The organism is Sphingomonas sp. BL-S-28 (assembly GCF_055521515.1).
In genome coordinates, this window is the sequence record NZ_CM145484.1 from 2,574,058 (window position 1) to 2,588,657 (window position 14,600).

Annotated in this window: 15 protein-coding genes; 8 read left to right on the plus strand and 7 right to left on the minus strand. The window is 65.2% G+C overall.

The window, feature by feature from the left end:
- Nucleotides 1–1,008, minus strand: coding sequence for a zinc-dependent alcohol dehydrogenase (locus tag ACZ1JC_RS20885; RefSeq protein ID WP_465138341.1), 1,008 nt, complete (start codon nt 1,006–1,008; stop codon nt 1–3).
- A gap of 22 nt (nt 1,009–1,030) precedes the next feature.
- Nucleotides 1,031–1,825: an SDR family NAD(P)-dependent oxidoreductase gene (locus tag ACZ1JC_RS20890; RefSeq protein WP_465169075.1), complete on the minus strand. Its 795-nt coding sequence runs from the start codon at nt 1,823–1,825 to the stop codon at nt 1,031–1,033.
- A 167-nt stretch (nt 1,826–1,992) separates the two neighbouring features.
- Here ACZ1JC_RS20890 and ACZ1JC_RS20895 point away from each other — a divergent pair, with 167 nt between their 5' ends.
- From ACZ1JC_RS20895 to ACZ1JC_RS20905, 3 genes are all read left to right on the plus strand, one after another.
- Nucleotides 1,993–2,889: a helix-turn-helix transcriptional regulator gene (locus ACZ1JC_RS20895; RefSeq protein ID WP_465138339.1), complete on the plus strand. Its 897-nt coding sequence runs from the start codon at nt 1,993–1,995 to the stop codon at nt 2,887–2,889.
- Between the two features lie 142 nt (nt 2,890–3,031).
- Nucleotides 3,032–4,213 carry a sulfotransferase family protein gene (locus ACZ1JC_RS20900; protein ID WP_465138338.1) on the plus strand — a complete coding sequence of 394 codons (1,182 nt, stop codon included), beginning with the start codon at nt 3,032–3,034 and terminating at the stop codon, nt 4,211–4,213.
- 188 nt (nt 4,214–4,401) lie between these two features.
- Nucleotides 4,402–4,875, plus strand: a complete 474-nt coding sequence (locus tag ACZ1JC_RS20905) for a VOC family protein (protein ID WP_465138337.1) — start codon at nt 4,402–4,404, stop codon at nt 4,873–4,875.
- On the opposite strand, the gene ACZ1JC_RS20910 is transcribed toward ACZ1JC_RS20905, so the two are convergent.
- A complete protein-coding gene (locus tag ACZ1JC_RS20910; RefSeq protein WP_465138336.1) occupies nt 4,862–5,632 on the minus strand; it encodes a Coq4 family protein in 771 nt (256 codons plus the stop codon). The genes ACZ1JC_RS20905 and ACZ1JC_RS20910 overlap by 14 nt on opposite strands.
- Nucleotides 5,633–5,713: 81 nt before the next feature.
- On the opposite strand from ACZ1JC_RS20910, the gene ACZ1JC_RS20915 reads away from it, so the two are divergent.
- Nucleotides 5,714–6,391 (plus strand): TetR/AcrR family transcriptional regulator, encoded by a 678-nt coding sequence (locus ACZ1JC_RS20915; RefSeq protein WP_465138335.1) that lies wholly within the window; start codon nt 5,714–5,716, stop codon nt 6,389–6,391.
- Here the strand turns inward: ACZ1JC_RS20915 and cofH are convergent.
- Genes cofH through cofE form a run of 3 tightly spaced genes read right to left on the minus strand, consistent with a single transcriptional unit; the run spans nt 6,361 to nt 10,414 of the window.
- A complete protein-coding gene (gene cofH / locus ACZ1JC_RS20920; RefSeq protein ID WP_465138334.1) occupies nt 6,361–8,679 on the minus strand; it encodes a 5-amino-6-(D-ribitylamino)uracil--L-tyrosine 4-hydroxyphenyl transferase CofH in 2,319 nt (772 codons plus the stop codon). The two genes, ACZ1JC_RS20915 and cofH, sit on opposite strands and share 31 nt — an antisense overlap.
- Nucleotides 8,680–8,690: 11 nt before the next feature.
- Nucleotides 8,691–9,635 (minus strand): 2-phospho-L-lactate transferase, encoded by a 945-nt coding sequence (gene cofD, locus ACZ1JC_RS20925; protein WP_465138333.1) that lies wholly within the window; start codon nt 9,633–9,635, stop codon nt 8,691–8,693.
- Complete coding sequence (gene cofE / locus ACZ1JC_RS20930) at nt 9,632–10,414, minus strand: coenzyme F420-0:L-glutamate ligase (protein WP_465138332.1); 783 nt, start codon at nt 10,412–10,414, stop codon at nt 9,632–9,634. Before cofE ends, cofD begins: the two co-directional genes overlap by 4 nt.
- An 85-nt stretch (nt 10,415–10,499) precedes the next feature.
- Here cofE and npdG point away from each other — a divergent pair, with 85 nt between their 5' ends.
- The 4 genes from npdG to ACZ1JC_RS20950 are packed head-to-tail and all read left to right on the plus strand — an operon-like array spanning nt 10,500 to nt 13,602.
- Complete coding sequence (gene npdG, locus ACZ1JC_RS20935; RefSeq protein ID WP_465138331.1) at nt 10,500–11,150, plus strand: NADPH-dependent F420 reductase; 651 nt, start codon at nt 10,500–10,502, stop codon at nt 11,148–11,150.
- The gene (gene cofC, locus ACZ1JC_RS20940; RefSeq protein ID WP_465148461.1) at nt 11,147–11,791 is read left to right on the plus strand and encodes a 2-phospho-L-lactate guanylyltransferase; all 645 of its coding nucleotides are present in this window, start codon (nt 11,147–11,149) and stop codon (nt 11,789–11,791) included. Before npdG ends, cofC begins: the two co-directional genes overlap by 4 nt.
- A gap of 13 nt (nt 11,792–11,804) precedes the next feature.
- Nucleotides 11,805–12,662, plus strand: a complete 858-nt coding sequence (locus tag ACZ1JC_RS20945) for an SDR family NAD(P)-dependent oxidoreductase (protein WP_465138329.1) — start codon at nt 11,805–11,807, stop codon at nt 12,660–12,662.
- Between the two features lie 19 nt (nt 12,663–12,681).
- Nucleotides 12,682–13,602, plus strand: a complete 921-nt coding sequence (locus ACZ1JC_RS20950; protein ID WP_465138328.1) for a TIGR03619 family F420-dependent LLM class oxidoreductase — start codon at nt 12,682–12,684, stop codon at nt 13,600–13,602.
- 335 nt (nt 13,603–13,937) lie between these two features.
- Here the strand turns inward: ACZ1JC_RS20950 and thiE are convergent, their stop codons facing one another.
- Nucleotides 13,938–14,576 (minus strand): thiamine phosphate synthase, encoded by a 639-nt coding sequence (thiE, locus tag ACZ1JC_RS20955; RefSeq protein WP_465138327.1) that lies wholly within the window; start codon nt 14,574–14,576, stop codon nt 13,938–13,940.
- Nucleotides 14,577–14,600: the final 24 nt, after the last annotated feature.

The following is a 14,600-nucleotide window of genomic DNA, read 5'->3' on the forward strand; positions in this document are numbered from 1 at the left end:
TCAAGCCTCCTCGATACCGATCATGACCTTGGCGGATTGCGGCGTGGCGGCGATTTCCAGGCCCTTCATGATCTCGCTGAACGGCAGCTTGTGGCTGATCATCGGCGCGATCTTGTCCTTCAGGCGGGGCATGGCGGCCACCACTTCGGGCATTTCGGTCGGGTAGCCGACCGCCGTGGTGATCGTCATCTCGCTGGTCAGCATGCGGCCAACCGGGAACTCGATGGGCCGCATGTAGGCGGCGGTGATGACCAGCTTGGCATGCAGCTTGGCCATCATGATCACGTCGGTCAGGATATTCGGCGCGCCCGCTGCGTCGATGAAGGCATCGGTGCCCACGCCCACGCGGCCATAGCTGGGCACTTCGCCGTGCAGCTTCGCCAGTTCCGCCCGCAGATCGATCTTGGTGGGATCGAGCGCGGCCCGAACGCCCAGCGCCCGCGCGCGTTCCAGACGCTCTTCCGAAAGGTCCAGCGCGACAACATCGGTCACACCGCGATCGACCAGCCAGAGCAACATGCCGAGCCCGATCGGCCCGCAGCCGAACACGACGACCTTGTCGCCCGGCTTCACATCGGCGCGATTGACGCCGTGCATGGCGACGGCCAGCGGCTCGCACATGGCAGCCACGTCGTAGGAGATGCCTTCGGGGATCGGCAGGATGGAATCGCCCAGCCGGGCCTCGCGCACCAGCAGTTCCTGCGTGAACGCGCCTTCCGGCCCGCCCGAACCGATGTTGCTGGGCGTCATCATCGGATTGACGATGACGGCATCGCCCACGGAAATCCCGGCGACTTCGGCGCCGACTTCCATCACCTCGCCCGCGCCTTCATGGCCCAGCGCGGTCTCCACGCCCGGCGGAATGCCGCCCATCTTGATGTAGGACAGGTCCGATCCGCAGATGCCGACCGACTTCATCTTGACGACTACGTCCTTCGGCCCCGCCGCTGGACGTTCGTAAGCATCGACGCGGACATCGCCGACACCGTGGATCTTGAGCAGTTCCATCGCTTCTCTCCCTTGGCGCCGCTTACGGACGAACCATGTAGCCGCCGTCGATCGTAACCGTCTCACCGGTCATGAACGAGCTGGCGTCCGAGCAAAGATAGGCGCCGATGCCTTCGAAGTCCGCCGGATAACCGGTGCGCTTCATCGGGATCGTCGGAGCGAAATGCGCGGCCACGGCATCGGCTCGGGCGCCCTCGCCCATCATCGGCGTCATGATCAGGCCCGGCGCGACGACGTTGGCACGAATGCCCAGCGGCGCCAGTTCGATGGCCAGGCAGCGCACCGCCGCTGCAATCGCGGCCTTGGACGCGGCATATTCCATCTTGCCCGGCAGGCCCTGAAACAGCGAGAGCGAACCGCAGGCAACAAGGCTGCCGCCGCTCTGGTCGCCCGCCTCGATCCGCTCCTTCATCAGACGCGCACCTTCGCGCAAGGTGAAGAAAGCGCCGTGCAGCGCGGTTTTCTGGAAGTCATGCCAATGCTCGGTCGGCATCTCAAAGGCCGAGTTATAACGCGGCGACGCGCCCGAGTTGGCGAACACGCAGTCCACGCGGCCAAAATCGGCGATCACCTGCTCGTAACCGGCCTTGATGTTCGCCTCTTCCGAAACGTCCACCTGATAGGCGATCACCTTACCTGCGCCGGCCGCTTCCAGTTCGGCCTTGGCCTTCGCGCTCTTTTCCGCGTTGCGCGCCCAGATCGCCAGATCGCCGCCCATCTTGGCCACGCCCATGGCAAAGCCGAAACCGATGCCGCCGTTACCACCGGTCACCACCGTCACCTTGCCCGTGCAGTCAAAAAGGCCCTTGGCCATCATTCTCTCCTCGATCCCGTTACCGACCTTTTTGCCGGCACTTTCGTTGGCGCGATGTTTCCCGTGGGCGGCTTGTCCCGCAAGCTTGGCAATCATAGAATTCAGGCCCTATCCAAGCGTCAGGGACACGAATTCGGGCCATAGACCCGACAAGTCCGGGAGAGCCTGCAATGCCCGATAACCGCTCCGCCCATACGCCGACGATGATCGTCGATGCGGAGCTTTGCGCCGCGGGAATTACCGCACAGATCGTGCGGTTCGACATTCCGGAGCCGACCGACACGCGCCACGCCGTGGGCGCCGGCTATCACGTCAACATGTGCCTGACGCCGCGCCCGCTGGAATCGCGCGGCGGCTATCGCGAACGCTGGGGCCCGCATCGATTCGAGCGATTGGGAGACGTTTTCGCGATTCCGCCCGGCGAATCGCTCTACATTCGCGGCGGCAGCGGGCGACAGGCCTCGCTGGTCTGCACGATCGACGCCGCGCTGGTGAACGAGCTTGTCGGCCGCGACCTGCCGTGGGACGATGCGCATTTGGCCGCCGCGCTCGACATCGGCAGCGCACAGGTGCGCGCCCTGCTATTCCGCATCACCGCCGAAGTGCGGCACCCCGGCCTCGCCTCCCAGCGGATGCTGGAATTGCTAGGCAGCGAACTGGCTATCGAATTGGGCCGCTATGGCCTCGAAGTCTCGGAAAGGCCGATGACCGGGGGCCTCTCCGGCTGGCGGCTACGACTGATCGAGGAACGACTGGCAAACGACCTCACCGCGCCGCCGCTGAAGGAACTGGCCGATTCGTGCGGACTTTCGGTGCGCCAATTGACGCGCGGCTTTCGTGTCAGCCGCGCCTGCTCAATCGGCGACTACATCGAACAGCGCCGGATGGAAGCCGCCAAGCGCCTGCTGATGGAGGGCGAAAGCGTGAAGACCATCGCCTTCGCCATGGGCTTCTCCTCACCGTCCAGCTTCACCTTCGCGTTCCGCCGCGCGGTCGGCGCCAGCCCCAGCACCTTCCGCCAGCGACAAGGCCGCGCGCTGGCCTCGATGCCCTCCGTCGCCGCCTAGCGCGGGTCTTGGCCCGGATTCGACATATCGACCCGATCTGACGCGCCAGCCGCATTGCCAATCGGCCCCGCGCACAGGCTAACTCATGCTCATGAGGTCGCCGCAGCGGCCCGGATCGAGACACGGGAAAGAGGATCACGAAATGGCCGAGCAACTCACGGCGAACAAGCTCGTCGGCGACGCTCTCGTCGAACAGGCGATGAAGGACACCGGCATCCGGGACTTCGACAATAACACATGGCGCGAAGGCTTCGACGTCTTCGTGGACGATTTCAACGCCGGCATCGCGCGCGGCCAGTACACCGAAGGCGGCATCGCCCGCGCCGCCGCCGACACGCTGCACTATCTGCGCGGTCGCCTGAAGATTTCGGACTATCTGCGCCAGAACCCGGAACTGCTCAGCCGCCCGGTCGAAAAGCCGGTCTTCGTGATGGGCGTGCCGCGCACCGGCACCACCCTGCTTTCAAACCTGCTGGCCGCCGACCCGGCGCGCCGCTCGCCGCTGACCTGGGAAATCGACGATCCGGTGCCGCCGGTCGCCTCCAGCGATCTGCTCACCACCGATCCGCGCGCGCAGGCCCGCCTGGCGCAGGAAAAGGCGATGCTCGAAGCCAATCCGGCCATGGGCAAATACTATCGCGGCTCGGCCGTCTATCCCAATGAGTGCGTGTTCTTCATGGCACACGACTTCAAGACGCTGATGATCGATTCCAAGGGCACGCTGCCGGGCTACAAGGAGTTCATCTTCTCCTGCGACATGACCAGCGCCTACGAATACCACAAGAAGTTCCTGCAGGTTCTCCAGCAGAACGCTGGCGGCGTGTGGAACGTGAAGAAGCCCAGCCATGCGCTGTGGCTGGAGACGATCTTCAAGGTCTATCCGGATGCCCGCGTGCTCTGGGCGCACCGCGATCCGTTCACCGCCACCGGTTCGCTCTGCTCGATCATCTCGCTCAGCCACATGGCGCACATGGGCAAGCCGGACACGGCGTGGCTCAAGGAAAACTACACCTGGCAGGCGGCCGAGCACGCCAACCGGATCATGGATTTCCGCGACAAGTACGGCGAAGACAAAGTGATCGACGTCCACTACGCCGACATGACCGCCGATCCGATCGGCACGATGAAGAAGGTCTACCAGCAACTGGGCGACGAATGGACCGCCGAGGCAGAGGCCGGCATCCAGCAGTGGGTGACCGACAACCCGCAGGACAAGTTCGGCAAGCACGAATACAAGCTGGCGCAGTACGGCATCGAAAAGGCGGAGCTTGAGCCGCTCTTCGAACGCTATCTCTCGCGCTACGACGTCGCCCGCGAAGGCTGATCGCGGGACGGCTCGGAAGAAAGCCGGCATCGACCCGGCACGAACTGCCGCCTGCCCAATACACCTCGTCGCCCCCGCGAAGGCGGGGGCCCCGCTTTCTTCTAGCCACGCCGCAAGAAAAAGCGGGATCCCCGCCTCCGCGGGGATGACGGCAGCAAGGGCGGACAAAAAATCCTGAGGAGAGACTGATGCTCGAAGGCCGCCATTACCAGAACGCCTACGTTTGCGACAATCTGGAAGCCGGGATCGACCTATTCCGCGGTCGTGGGCTTACCCGCGAACCGATGATCATCCCGGTGGACCAGCAGGTGCTCACCCCACAGGGCCTGAAGCGCCAGAAGGGCCGGATCTGCTTCATCTGGATCGGCGAACTCCAGATCGAACTGATCGAGAACGAGGTCGACGAAGTGGGCATCTATGCCAACTGCCTGTCGAATGGAGGCCCGCTGCGCTTTCACCACATCTGCTTCGGCGTGGACGACTGGGCGGATTTCCGCAAACGGGTCGACAGTCAGGAGTTCCCGATCGCCATGGAGCGTCCGGAAGGCGACGATCCCAACGCGCTGAAGTTCCTCTACCTCGATGCCCGCAAGGTCTTCGGGCACTACATCGAATATACCTGGATGCCCGAAGCCATGTGGCAGCAGATCAAGAAAATGTAATCGGCATCGTGCCGTCGGCTCGTACGGCGGCACGACCCACTGCCTCTCGCGCAATTCGGTAGGCGGTCGGTTCGGCAATGTTCAGCCGCGCCCGCGCCATATCGAGCGGCTCGGCCAGGAGGCGTTCGTAGTCCTCGCCGGGCAGCCAGGCGGCGTTCTTGCCCCGGCGATAGCCTTCGCGGATCGCGCGCAGCACCAGCTTGCCGCCGCGCGCCCGCAGCGCCTTCAGCGCTCCGCCCAGCGCGATGAACCCCCATCCCAATCCGCGCGTCTGCGCATAGGAGAAGGCCACAAGGCAAAGCTCGCCCAGCGGCTCATCGGCGCGATAGCCGGTGAGCACGTGCCAGATATCGTGCGTGTCACGCATGCGCCGGCCGTACCAGAGATAGGGATGACGCAAGTTGAGATCGACACCGTCGATCTTGCTCACTTCGGCAAGCCCGGTGGCGGAATAGCCGGTCTTGCGCAGGAATTCGGCATAAGCGGCGCCCACGGTGCCATCGCGGAACTGGGCGATGAAGGCCGGGTCCGAAAAACGCTCGGCCAATTCCGCCCGCTCATAGGCAAGGCGGCCGCCCTGGGCCGTGCCCATCAACCGCAGATAGCCCGCCTTCGCCGTGCCTGCATTGAGCGCGCGCATGATGCGGAAGACCTGCGCCGTATCGTTGGCATCGGCCAGCAGGCGGCGCAGCGCCTTGAAGGCGGTGCCCCAATCGCGGCGGTCAGGGATCACGGTCGAGATTTCCGGTGTCATCATTCGGTCCTTGGACAGATGCTGATGACGATATTAATATGAGCAATACTCATGTTCTGAAACTCGCGTTACCGGCCCTATTCCATGACCGAAAAACCGCATGAAAATCCGCCAGTTAAGACGCGCAAACCGCGTCAGGGCCGCGCCGTGCACAAAGTGGAACTCATGTTGGAGGCCGCCATGCGGCTGCTCGACGCGAAAGGCTATGACGGCTTCACCACCAATGCCGTCGCCGAAACGGCGGGCGTCAGCATCGGCACGCTCTACCAGTATTTCCCCAACAAGGAATCGATCCTCGATAGTCTGGCCGATCGTGAGATGGCCGCGCTGTCGGAGCGGATTCTCACCGTTCTGGCGGATCAGGCGACGGTATCGGTGCGCGAGCGTGTGGGGCTGATCGTGCGGGCCGTCGCGGCGGCCTATGGCGACCGGCGCCGCGTACACCGGCTGTTGATGGAGCGGTCACTGGCAAGGGGCACGCACCGGATGGCGCCGCTGCTGGAGCATCTGACCACCCTGCTCTCCTCGCCCGCTGGCCCGAATCCGCCGGGCAGCGATCGCCGGCTGACGCGGGGAGAGGCTTTCGTACTGACGAATGCCTTCGTCGGCGTGCTGCGCGCGATGATCATGCGCCCCGAAACCGCGCCGGGCGATGCCGAGATCGAGGACGGACTGGTCCGGCTGGTGATGGGCTATGCCGATCTCGCCAGACCAGTTCAGGAGGAGCCGGTTCAGGCCGGTTCGGACACCACTTCGCCGTAAAGCGTGGTGCGCTGCTTCAGCGTGCGCCCGACGCTTTCCGCCGCCGTGCGCAGCTCCGCGATCGTCACGCCCTGCCCGTGCGCGGCCCCTGCGGCACGGCTGATGCTTTCGTCCATCAGCACCCCGCCAAGATCGTTCGCGCCCGCCGCCAGCACGGCCGCCGCGCCGTCCATGCCCAGCTTCACCCACGAGCACTGGATCGAGTTGATCGCCCCGTTCAGCACAAGACGCGCCACCGCGTGCATCATCACCGCCTCACGCCAGGTCGGCCCCTTGCGACACTGCCCGCGCCGGTAGAACGGCGCTTCCATATGGACGAGCGGCAGCGGCACGAACTCGGTGATGCCGCCGGTATCGAGCTGGAGATTGCGCAGCGCCAGCAAGTGCCGCGCCCAGTGCTCGATGCCTTCGAGGTGACCAAACATCACCGTCGAAGTCGTCGGCAGGCCGACACGGTGCGCAGTGCCGACGACATCCAGCCATTCCTGCGTGGTCAGCTTGCCCGGGCAGATCTGCTCGCGAATGTCGTCGCAGAGGATCTCAGCCGCCGTACCGGGGAGCGAGCCCAGCCCCGCGTCCTTCAGCATTGCCAGATAGTCCCGCACCGGCATCCCCAGCGTGCGCGCGCCCTGGCTTACTTCCAACGGGGAGAAGGCGTGGACATGAAGGTCCGGGCACGCCGCTTTCACTTCGCGCAGGATCGAAAGGTAGGTTTCGCCAGTGTAGCTCGGGTGGATGCCGCCCTGCAGACAGACCTCGGTCGCCCCGCGCTCCACCGCCTCACGCGCGCGACCGGCGACTTCGGATAAGTCGAGATTATAGGGCTTGTCGCGGAAACCCGCCTTGCTGCTGGTCTTCGAAAAGGCGCAGAACGAGCAGGTGTGGGTGCAGATATTGGTGTAGTTGATGTTGCGATTGACGACGTACGTCACGGTATCGCCGCTGACTTCGGCGCGCAGGGCATCGGCCGCCGCGACTACTGCCTGCGCCGCCGCGCCGCGGGTGGCGAAAAGGGCGACGATCTCGTCCTCGCTCAGCGTCACCCCGCTCGCCGCACGGTCGAGGATACGATGGAGCGACACCGCCACCGGCCCGGCATGGTGCTGCCCCAGCGGAGCGCGAACACTGCCCGGCGCATGCTGATCGGCCAGACCCGGGCTCCAGACGCTGTCTCGCGCCAGTCCTTCCGCATCGGCATGGCGCAGCACTGCCGGGCGGATCGCCGGATCGAGCCATGAGCGGTCCTCGCTCATCACGAAGCGTGGATAGATCGTCAGGCGCTCGACCAGCGGCAGGCCCTTGCCCGCGCAGATCGCGCGCAGCCGCTCCACTTCGGGCCAGGGCGCTTCCGGGTTCACATGATCGAGCGTGACCGGAGAGATGCCGCCCCAATCGTCGATCCCGGCGTCAATCAGTTCGACAAGCCGCTCGTCATTCAGATTGGGGGGCGCCTGTACCGAGACTTCGTCCGGCAGCAGGATGCGCGCGGCGGCAACCACGCGCAGGAAATCCGCCTCGCTCGCTTCCGGCGCGCGGGCCATCTTCGTGCCCGGCTTGGGGCAGAAGTTCTGGACGATCACTTCCTGCAAGTGGCCGTGTTCGCGGTGCAGATCACGCAGAGCGATCAGCGCCTCGATCCGTTCTTCGGCCGTCTCCCCAATGCCGATCAGCACGCCGCTGGTCATCGGCACCCGCGCGCGACCGGCCGCCGCCAGCGAGGCAAGGCGCAGCGCCGGCACCTTGTCGGGCGAGCCATGGTGGCACATGCCCTTTTCCAGCAGCCGCTCCGACGTGCTTTCCAGCATGAGCCCCGCCGAAGCCGCGACCGGGCGCAGCATCCGGTAGTCGTCTTCCTCCAGCACGCCGGCGTTGACGTGCGGCAGCAGGCCGGTTTCCTTCAGCACCAGTTCGGCGCAGTGGCGCACGTAATCCACGGTGCGCGCAAAGCCCCGCTCAGCCAGCCAGTCGCGCGCGGCGGCATAACGGCGCTCGGGAGCGTCGCCCAGCGTGAACAGCGCCTCCCGGCAGCCCGCAGCGGCCCCGGCGCGGGCGATATCCAGCACTTCCTCAGGCGTGAGGTAAGGCGCTTCGAGCCGGGAGGGCGTCGTCGCGAACGTGCAGTAGTGGCAGACGTCGGTGCAAAGGCGCGTCAACGGGATGAAGACCTTGGGCGAATAAGTCATCCGCGCCGGACCACGCGCATCGCGTCTGGCGCTTGCCCGGGCGGTGACCTCCTCCAGCGGAGCGGCCAACAACCATGCCTTCAACTGGCGGGTCTCATCCTGCATCTGCTCACCCTTCAGATGCCTGCGAGGGCAAGCACCTCCTTCGCGAGCCTTTCCCTGTCGGCGGCTTCGCGCATCATTGTCGTCGTCACGGTGACCGTGAGGCCCCGTGCCTGCAAGCCAGAGACATCGGCCTCATCGGCATGGTCGATCAAGAGGTGGTCGAGAAGATCGCTGTAGTGATGAGCGATGGCCGCATTGCTCACCGCCTGCCCCCGCTCGGCCAGCATCTTGGCCAGCGGACCTTTCACCGAGGTTCCGCCGACAATAGGCGAGACTGCGATCAGCGGCACCCGCCGCGCCGCCAAAGCCGGACGCACCCCGTCGACCGCCAGGATCGGATCGACGCTGAGGAACGGGTTGGACGGGCAAACGACGATGGCAGCAAGGTCTTCCCGTGCCAGCGCATCAGCAAATCCGGACGAGGGTTTGGCGCCCGGCACACCCTCGAAACGCACGTCGGAAACCACCGGAACGCATTGATCGCCCACAAACCAGCGCTGAAAATCGGTCCAGCCTGCCTCCGTAAGCACCTGCGTGCGCACCGGATCGTCGCTCATCGGCACGACCGCATGGGCGACCCCGAGTTCGCGCGTCAACCGTGCCGTCACTTCAGAAAGAGTCTCACCTGCGCGCAGCCGCCATGACCGCGCGATGTGCATCGCCATGTCGCGGTCGCCGAGGTTGAACCACCGCTCCTCGCCCAGCGCGCGGAGCATGGCCATGGTCTGCCACGTCTCGTCCTTCACACCCCAACCGCGCTGGATGTCGTTGAGACCGGCCAACGCGTAAGTCACGGAATCTATGTCAGGACAGATGGTTAGGCCGAGATGCTCGAAATCATCGGCGGTATTGACGACGATCGTGAGGTCTTCCGATGCTATGACTGCAGCGAGTCCGGCCGCCAGCTTCGCTCCGCCGACGCCGCCCGAAAGCGCGAGTACGTGTTTGCGGCTCATCGGAACATGTCCTGCTCGATAGGCCGAAGCCCGCTCACCGCGCCGGGTCCGTCTTCCTCCGTCACCCAGCGCCCGCAGCCGCGCACCAGCGCGACCGGAGTGCCTTCCGCGCCCTCACCCATCGCCAGCGCCGCCATGGCGGCGACCGAGTCCGCAATACCGATCACCGTCGCCTGAAGTGTGCGGCCATAAAGGTCCTGCGCAAGACCACGGCGGTCTTCCAACACGGTCAGCCCCGCGCAGCCGATGGCATTGCCCAAAGTGCCGATCCGCCAGGCCCGCCCCATCGAATCCGCGATCAGCACGCCGATCCGAACTTCACACTCTTTCTGAAGTTCGCTCCGCAGCGCCCGCGCGGATGCATCGGGATCGAGCGGCCAGAGCAGCACCCGGCCAGCCTCTCCGCCTTCCACGTTCGATGCATCGATCCCGGCATTGGCCAGCACGTGCCCGGTGCGATGCGCCGCGATCACGGCCGCCGGGGTGCGGCGCAGGATCTGAGAACTCTCCTCAAGTATCGCCTGCATCATCTCCGGATCGCGGCCGGTTGCACGGGCAAGTTCATGCGCTTCCTCAGAAGGCACGAACGCCGCAAGATCGCGCGTGCGGCCCTCCACCTTGGAGACGATCTTCTGCGCCACCACCAAGATATCGCCATCGCGTAACCGGTCGGCTTCACCCTCAAGGCTCGCGCATATCGCTTGCGCAATCGACATTCCGGTAGCGAACATAGGCAACCCGGTCAGCGGTCGCACGGTCAGTTCTGGATTTCGCTTCATCGGCCCTCCCGAACCACCGTGTCTAAAGCCGCCGCACCGGGAACGACAATGACAACGACCAAGAATTCGCGGGAGAGATAATCTGATGGCAGCGATCGCGGTGATCGGCGGAACCGGTGCGCTAGGCAAGGGGATCGCCCGAAGGCTCGTCAAGGCGGGGCATCAGGTGACCATCGGATCCCGCACGGCGGACAAGGCCCGTGCGACGGCCGAGGAACTGGGCGCGGCGGGCTATGCCGAAAATGGCACGGCCGCACAGGGCAAGGACGTGGTGATCGTCACCGTGCCTCACGCCTCGCAAGGCGATACGCTGCGCCAGATCGCGGGCGTGGTCGGCTCTGCGGTGGTCGTGGACACCACCGTGCCGCTGGTGCCGCCCAAGGTCATGCGCGTGCAGCTTCCCGCAGAGGGCAGCGCCGCAATGCAGGCCCGGGAACATCTGGGGCCGGACGCCCGCCTCGTCACCGCGTTCCACAACGTCTCTGCCCACCACCTCGACAGCGATCACGCCATCGACTGCGACGTGCTCGTCTTCTCGGACGACGTTGAGGCGCGCCAGACCGTGGTGGACTTGTGCCCCGGCATGGGCCTGCGCGGCCTTTCCGGCGGCGCGCTGGCCAATTCGGCGGCGGCCGAGGCGCTGACGTCGATCCTCATCTACATGAACAAGACCTACAAGGCCGACGGGGCAGGAATACGCTTCACCAACCTCACCGCAGCACCCGAGGTGCCGTGAGCTGCTGGGCGCTCATCCCGGTCAAGGCGCCGGGAATGGGAAAGACCCGACTGGCCTCCGCGCTCGATCCCGATGAGCGGGAGGCGCTGGTTTCAGGCATGCTGCGCCATGTGCTCGATACGGTGAGCGGCTGTCGGGCCATCCAGCGCGTCTGCGTGCTGGGTCCGGCGCGGCCCAATCTGGGCAGCAAGGTGGTGCGCTTCGACGATCCGGGGCCGGACCTGAACGGGGCGCTGGAAAGCACGATGTCTGCCATCACTGCGGCCGGGCCGGAACGCATCGTGGTGCTGCCGGCGGACCTGCCGTGCCTCAGCCTGGATGATGTCGAGCGCCTCGCCAATCTGGGGCCCGAGACGGTGGGCATCGCGCCGGATCGCCATCGCACCGGCACCAATGCGCTGTCGCTGCCATTGCCGGAAGGGGTCTGGTTTCCTTTCTCCTTCGGTCAAGACAGCTTCTCAAGTCATTGCAAACACGCGATAAATCGCGGCCTTACCGTGGAGACGATCCTCTCCTGTGGACTGGAGAAAGATATAGACGACCCTCTCGATCTCGCTGATGCTGTTCGCGTTTTAAGGCGCGTCTACAACCCGGCAATCGACGGTTGGCCACGCTCCGGAGGCCGAAAACGGCTTACTTGAAGGGAGAACGGGTGTGGATGGCTCGGTCATCGACCTGACGGGAAAAGTCGTGTTCGTCACCGGCGGCGGCGGCGGGATCGGGAGATCGATCGCGCTCTGCATGGCCGACATGGGTGCGGACGTGGCGATCCTGGAAGTGATCCCCGAACGCTGCGATCAAGTCGCCGGACTGATCGAGGCGCGCGGATGCAAGGCGCTGTGCATCGCCGGCAATGCGATGGACGTCGATGTCGTGCAGAATGCGGTCGCCGAGGCAGCACGCCATTTCGGACGGCTCGATGTGCTGGCAAACAACGCCGGCGGCGTAACCCGGCGGCCCTTCGCGGATCTGGCCGAGAAGAACTGGCGCCGCCATATCGACCTCAACCTCGTTTCCAATCTCGCCGCCACGCAGGCCGCGCTGCCGATCATGATCGAGAGCGGAAACGGCGGATCGATCATCAACGTCACCAGCATCGAAGCCTCCCGCGCGGCGCCGGGCTATGCGGTCTATGCCGCGTGCAAGGCCGGGATCAACAATCTCACCCGCACGCTGGCGGTAGAGCTTGCCCACCACGGCATCCGCGTGAACGCCATCGCGCCCGACTATACGGTGACGCCGGGCACGCGCGGCCAGTTCGGCGGGCCGGTCGATCCCGAGCTTTGGTACCGACCCACGCCCGCTCAAGAGGAATCGATCCGCCGCCGCATTCCGCTCGGCCGTGCGGGCATCGACGAGGAATGCGGCCGTGTCGCCGTGTTCCTTGCCTCCGAAATGGCCACATACGTCACCGGCACGATCATCCCCGTCGACGGCGGCACCTGGGCCTCCGGCGGATGGGTCCGCAACGATCAGGACGACTGGGTGCTGCCACCCGAAGCGTCCGCCTGAAAGAACGAGAGAGCCAAGCATGACCTTCACGCTCAGCACCAGCCTGCCCTTCGACCGGGTCGACAAGCCGCAGGAATACGGCACCATGGAAGCCGTGCACGAGATTGCGCGAACCGTGGAAAAGGCGGGCTTCTACGCCGGCACCGTCACCGACCATCCGGCGCCTTCGGCCCGCTGGCTGGATGCGGGCGGGCACTACGCGCAAGATCCCTTCGTGATGCTGTCGATGCTGGGCGCGGTGACCACCAAGCTGCGGCTGCAGACCAACATTCTGGTACTGCCCTATCGCAATCCTTTCGTGGTGGCGCGCGGGGTTTCGACGCTGGACCACTTTACCAATGGCCGCGTGATTCTGGGCCTCGGCGCCGGGTATATGAAGGCGGAATACAAGGCGCTGGGTGTCGACTTCGACAGCCGCAACGACCTGATGGACGAATATATCACCGCCATGAAGCTGGCCTGGACCGGCGAGGATTTCACTTTCGAGGGCACCGGATACACCGCGCTGGGCAACCGGATGCTGCCGACGCCGGCTCAGAAGCCGAACCCGCCGCTGCTGGTCGGCGGCAATTCCAAGCGCGCCCTGCGCCGGGCGGCCGAAATGGGCGACGCATGGCATCCGTTCTTCGTGCCCAAGTCCGTGACCGACACCGCCCGCACCGCCAATCTGGAGGGCGACGAGGACATCAGCGAGGCCATCGCTTACATGCACGCCCATGCCGAAAAGATCGGCCGTGCGGAGCCGCCGAAGGTCATCGCCTCGTCCACTTACTCGATCAAGCAGGGGTGGAGCGCGCAGGAAGCACTGGATCACTTCGCGCATCTGAAGTCGCTGGGCATTCATGGCGCCGGCGCGACGGTCTATGCCGATACGCGCGCGGAATACTGCGATCTGGCGCTGAAGTTCGGCGAGGACGTGATCGCGAAGATCGATTTTTGACTCGGGCTTGCGCCAATCCTGCCGCCGGCCAGACCACAAACTGACTAACCACACAACCGAGCAACGCCATCACAACAACACTTCGTCGCCCCCGCGAAGGCGGGGGCCCCGCTTCCTTCGCGCTACAGCTCAAGAATAAGCGGGATCCCCGCCTTCGCGGGGATGACGGGGTTTTGTTAGGTCGCCTCGGCCTAGTTGGATAAGCCCGATGTCGGGTCAGGCCGGTCTAGTTGGGTAAGCTCGGTTTGGTGGGGCTAGCGTGGTCTCGTCCGGGCAACCCGGTCAAGTGCCGTCCGGTGATCGTTCCGAAGAACCGCCGGACGGCCGCCTTGGCCTCAGGCCATCGCCCCAGTCATAGCCTCATGAAATGCCTTGACCGCAGCCTCTTCATCACCGTTCCACACCGCGCCCGACACCGCGAGAAAGTCCGCACCGGCCTTCACCAGCGGCGCGCAGTTTTCGGGCGTGATGCCACCAATGGCAACGCAGGGAATTTCGAAGATCGACTGCCACCATTCCAGCAGGTCGAGCCCGGCCATGTGCTTCACGTCCTTGGTGGTCGTGGGGAAGTACGCGCCGAACGCGACGTAGTCCGCCCCCTCTTCGCCAGCGTCCATCGCAAGATGGCGGCTGTTGTTGCAGGTAACGCCGATCTGCGCATCGCGGCCGAGCGCCTTGCGCGCTTCCTCTACCGAGCCGTCTTCCTGCCCCAGATGCACGCCGTCCGCGCCAAGGCGCTTGGCGAGGCTGGTGGAATCGTTGACGATGAAGGCCACGTCGCGATCGCCGCAGATCTTCTGCAGCGGCTCGGCAAGGCGCGCCGCCTCGTGCTGGTCCACGTCCTTGACGCGAAACTGGAACGCCGCCACCGGCGCGGCATCGAGCGCGCGGGCAAGGCGGTCGGGGAAAGCGCCGGTCACATCGAGCGGCGAAATCAGGTAAAGCTGCGTCGGTTCGCGTTCAATCTCTTCCATGTGCGCGCACCTAGCCTTTCGTGA

What these genes read in the sequence shown, in the direction of transcription:
- ACZ1JC_RS20885 (WP_465138341.1), bottom strand. Translation starts at nt 1,008, where the DNA reads ATGGAACTGCTCAAGATCCACGGTGTCGGCGATGTCCGCGTCGATGCT.
- ACZ1JC_RS20890 (WP_465169075.1), bottom strand. Translation starts at nt 1,825, where the DNA reads ATGATGGCCAAGGGCCTTTTTGACTGCACGGGCAAGGTGACGGTGGTG.
- ACZ1JC_RS20895 (WP_465138339.1), top strand. Translation starts at nt 1,993, where the DNA reads ATGCCCGATAACCGCTCCGCCCATACGCCGACGATGATCGTCGATGCG.
- ACZ1JC_RS20900 (WP_465138338.1), top strand. Translation starts at nt 3,032, where the DNA reads ATGGCCGAGCAACTCACGGCGAACAAGCTCGTCGGCGACGCTCTCGTC.
- ACZ1JC_RS20905 (WP_465138337.1), top strand. Translation starts at nt 4,402, where the DNA reads ATGCTCGAAGGCCGCCATTACCAGAACGCCTACGTTTGCGACAATCTG.
- ACZ1JC_RS20910 (WP_465138336.1), bottom strand. Translation starts at nt 5,632, where the DNA reads ATGATGACACCGGAAATCTCGACCGTGATCCCTGACCGCCGCGATTGG.
- ACZ1JC_RS20915 (WP_465138335.1), top strand. Translation starts at nt 5,714, where the DNA reads ATGACCGAAAAACCGCATGAAAATCCGCCAGTTAAGACGCGCAAACCG.
- cofH (WP_465138334.1), bottom strand. Translation starts at nt 8,679, where the DNA reads ATGCAGGATGAGACCCGCCAGTTGAAGGCATGGTTGTTGGCCGCTCCG.
- cofD (WP_465138333.1), bottom strand. Translation starts at nt 9,635, where the DNA reads ATGAGCCGCAAACACGTACTCGCGCTTTCGGGCGGCGTCGGCGGAGCG.
- cofE (WP_465138332.1), bottom strand. Translation starts at nt 10,414, where the DNA reads ATGAAGCGAAATCCAGAACTGACCGTGCGACCGCTGACCGGGTTGCCT.
- npdG (WP_465138331.1), top strand. Translation starts at nt 10,500, where the DNA reads ATGGCAGCGATCGCGGTGATCGGCGGAACCGGTGCGCTAGGCAAGGGG.
- ACZ1JC_RS20950 (WP_465138328.1), top strand. Translation starts at nt 12,682, where the DNA reads ATGACCTTCACGCTCAGCACCAGCCTGCCCTTCGACCGGGTCGACAAG.
- thiE (WP_465138327.1), bottom strand. Translation starts at nt 14,576, where the DNA reads ATGGAAGAGATTGAACGCGAACCGACGCAGCTTTACCTGATTTCGCCG.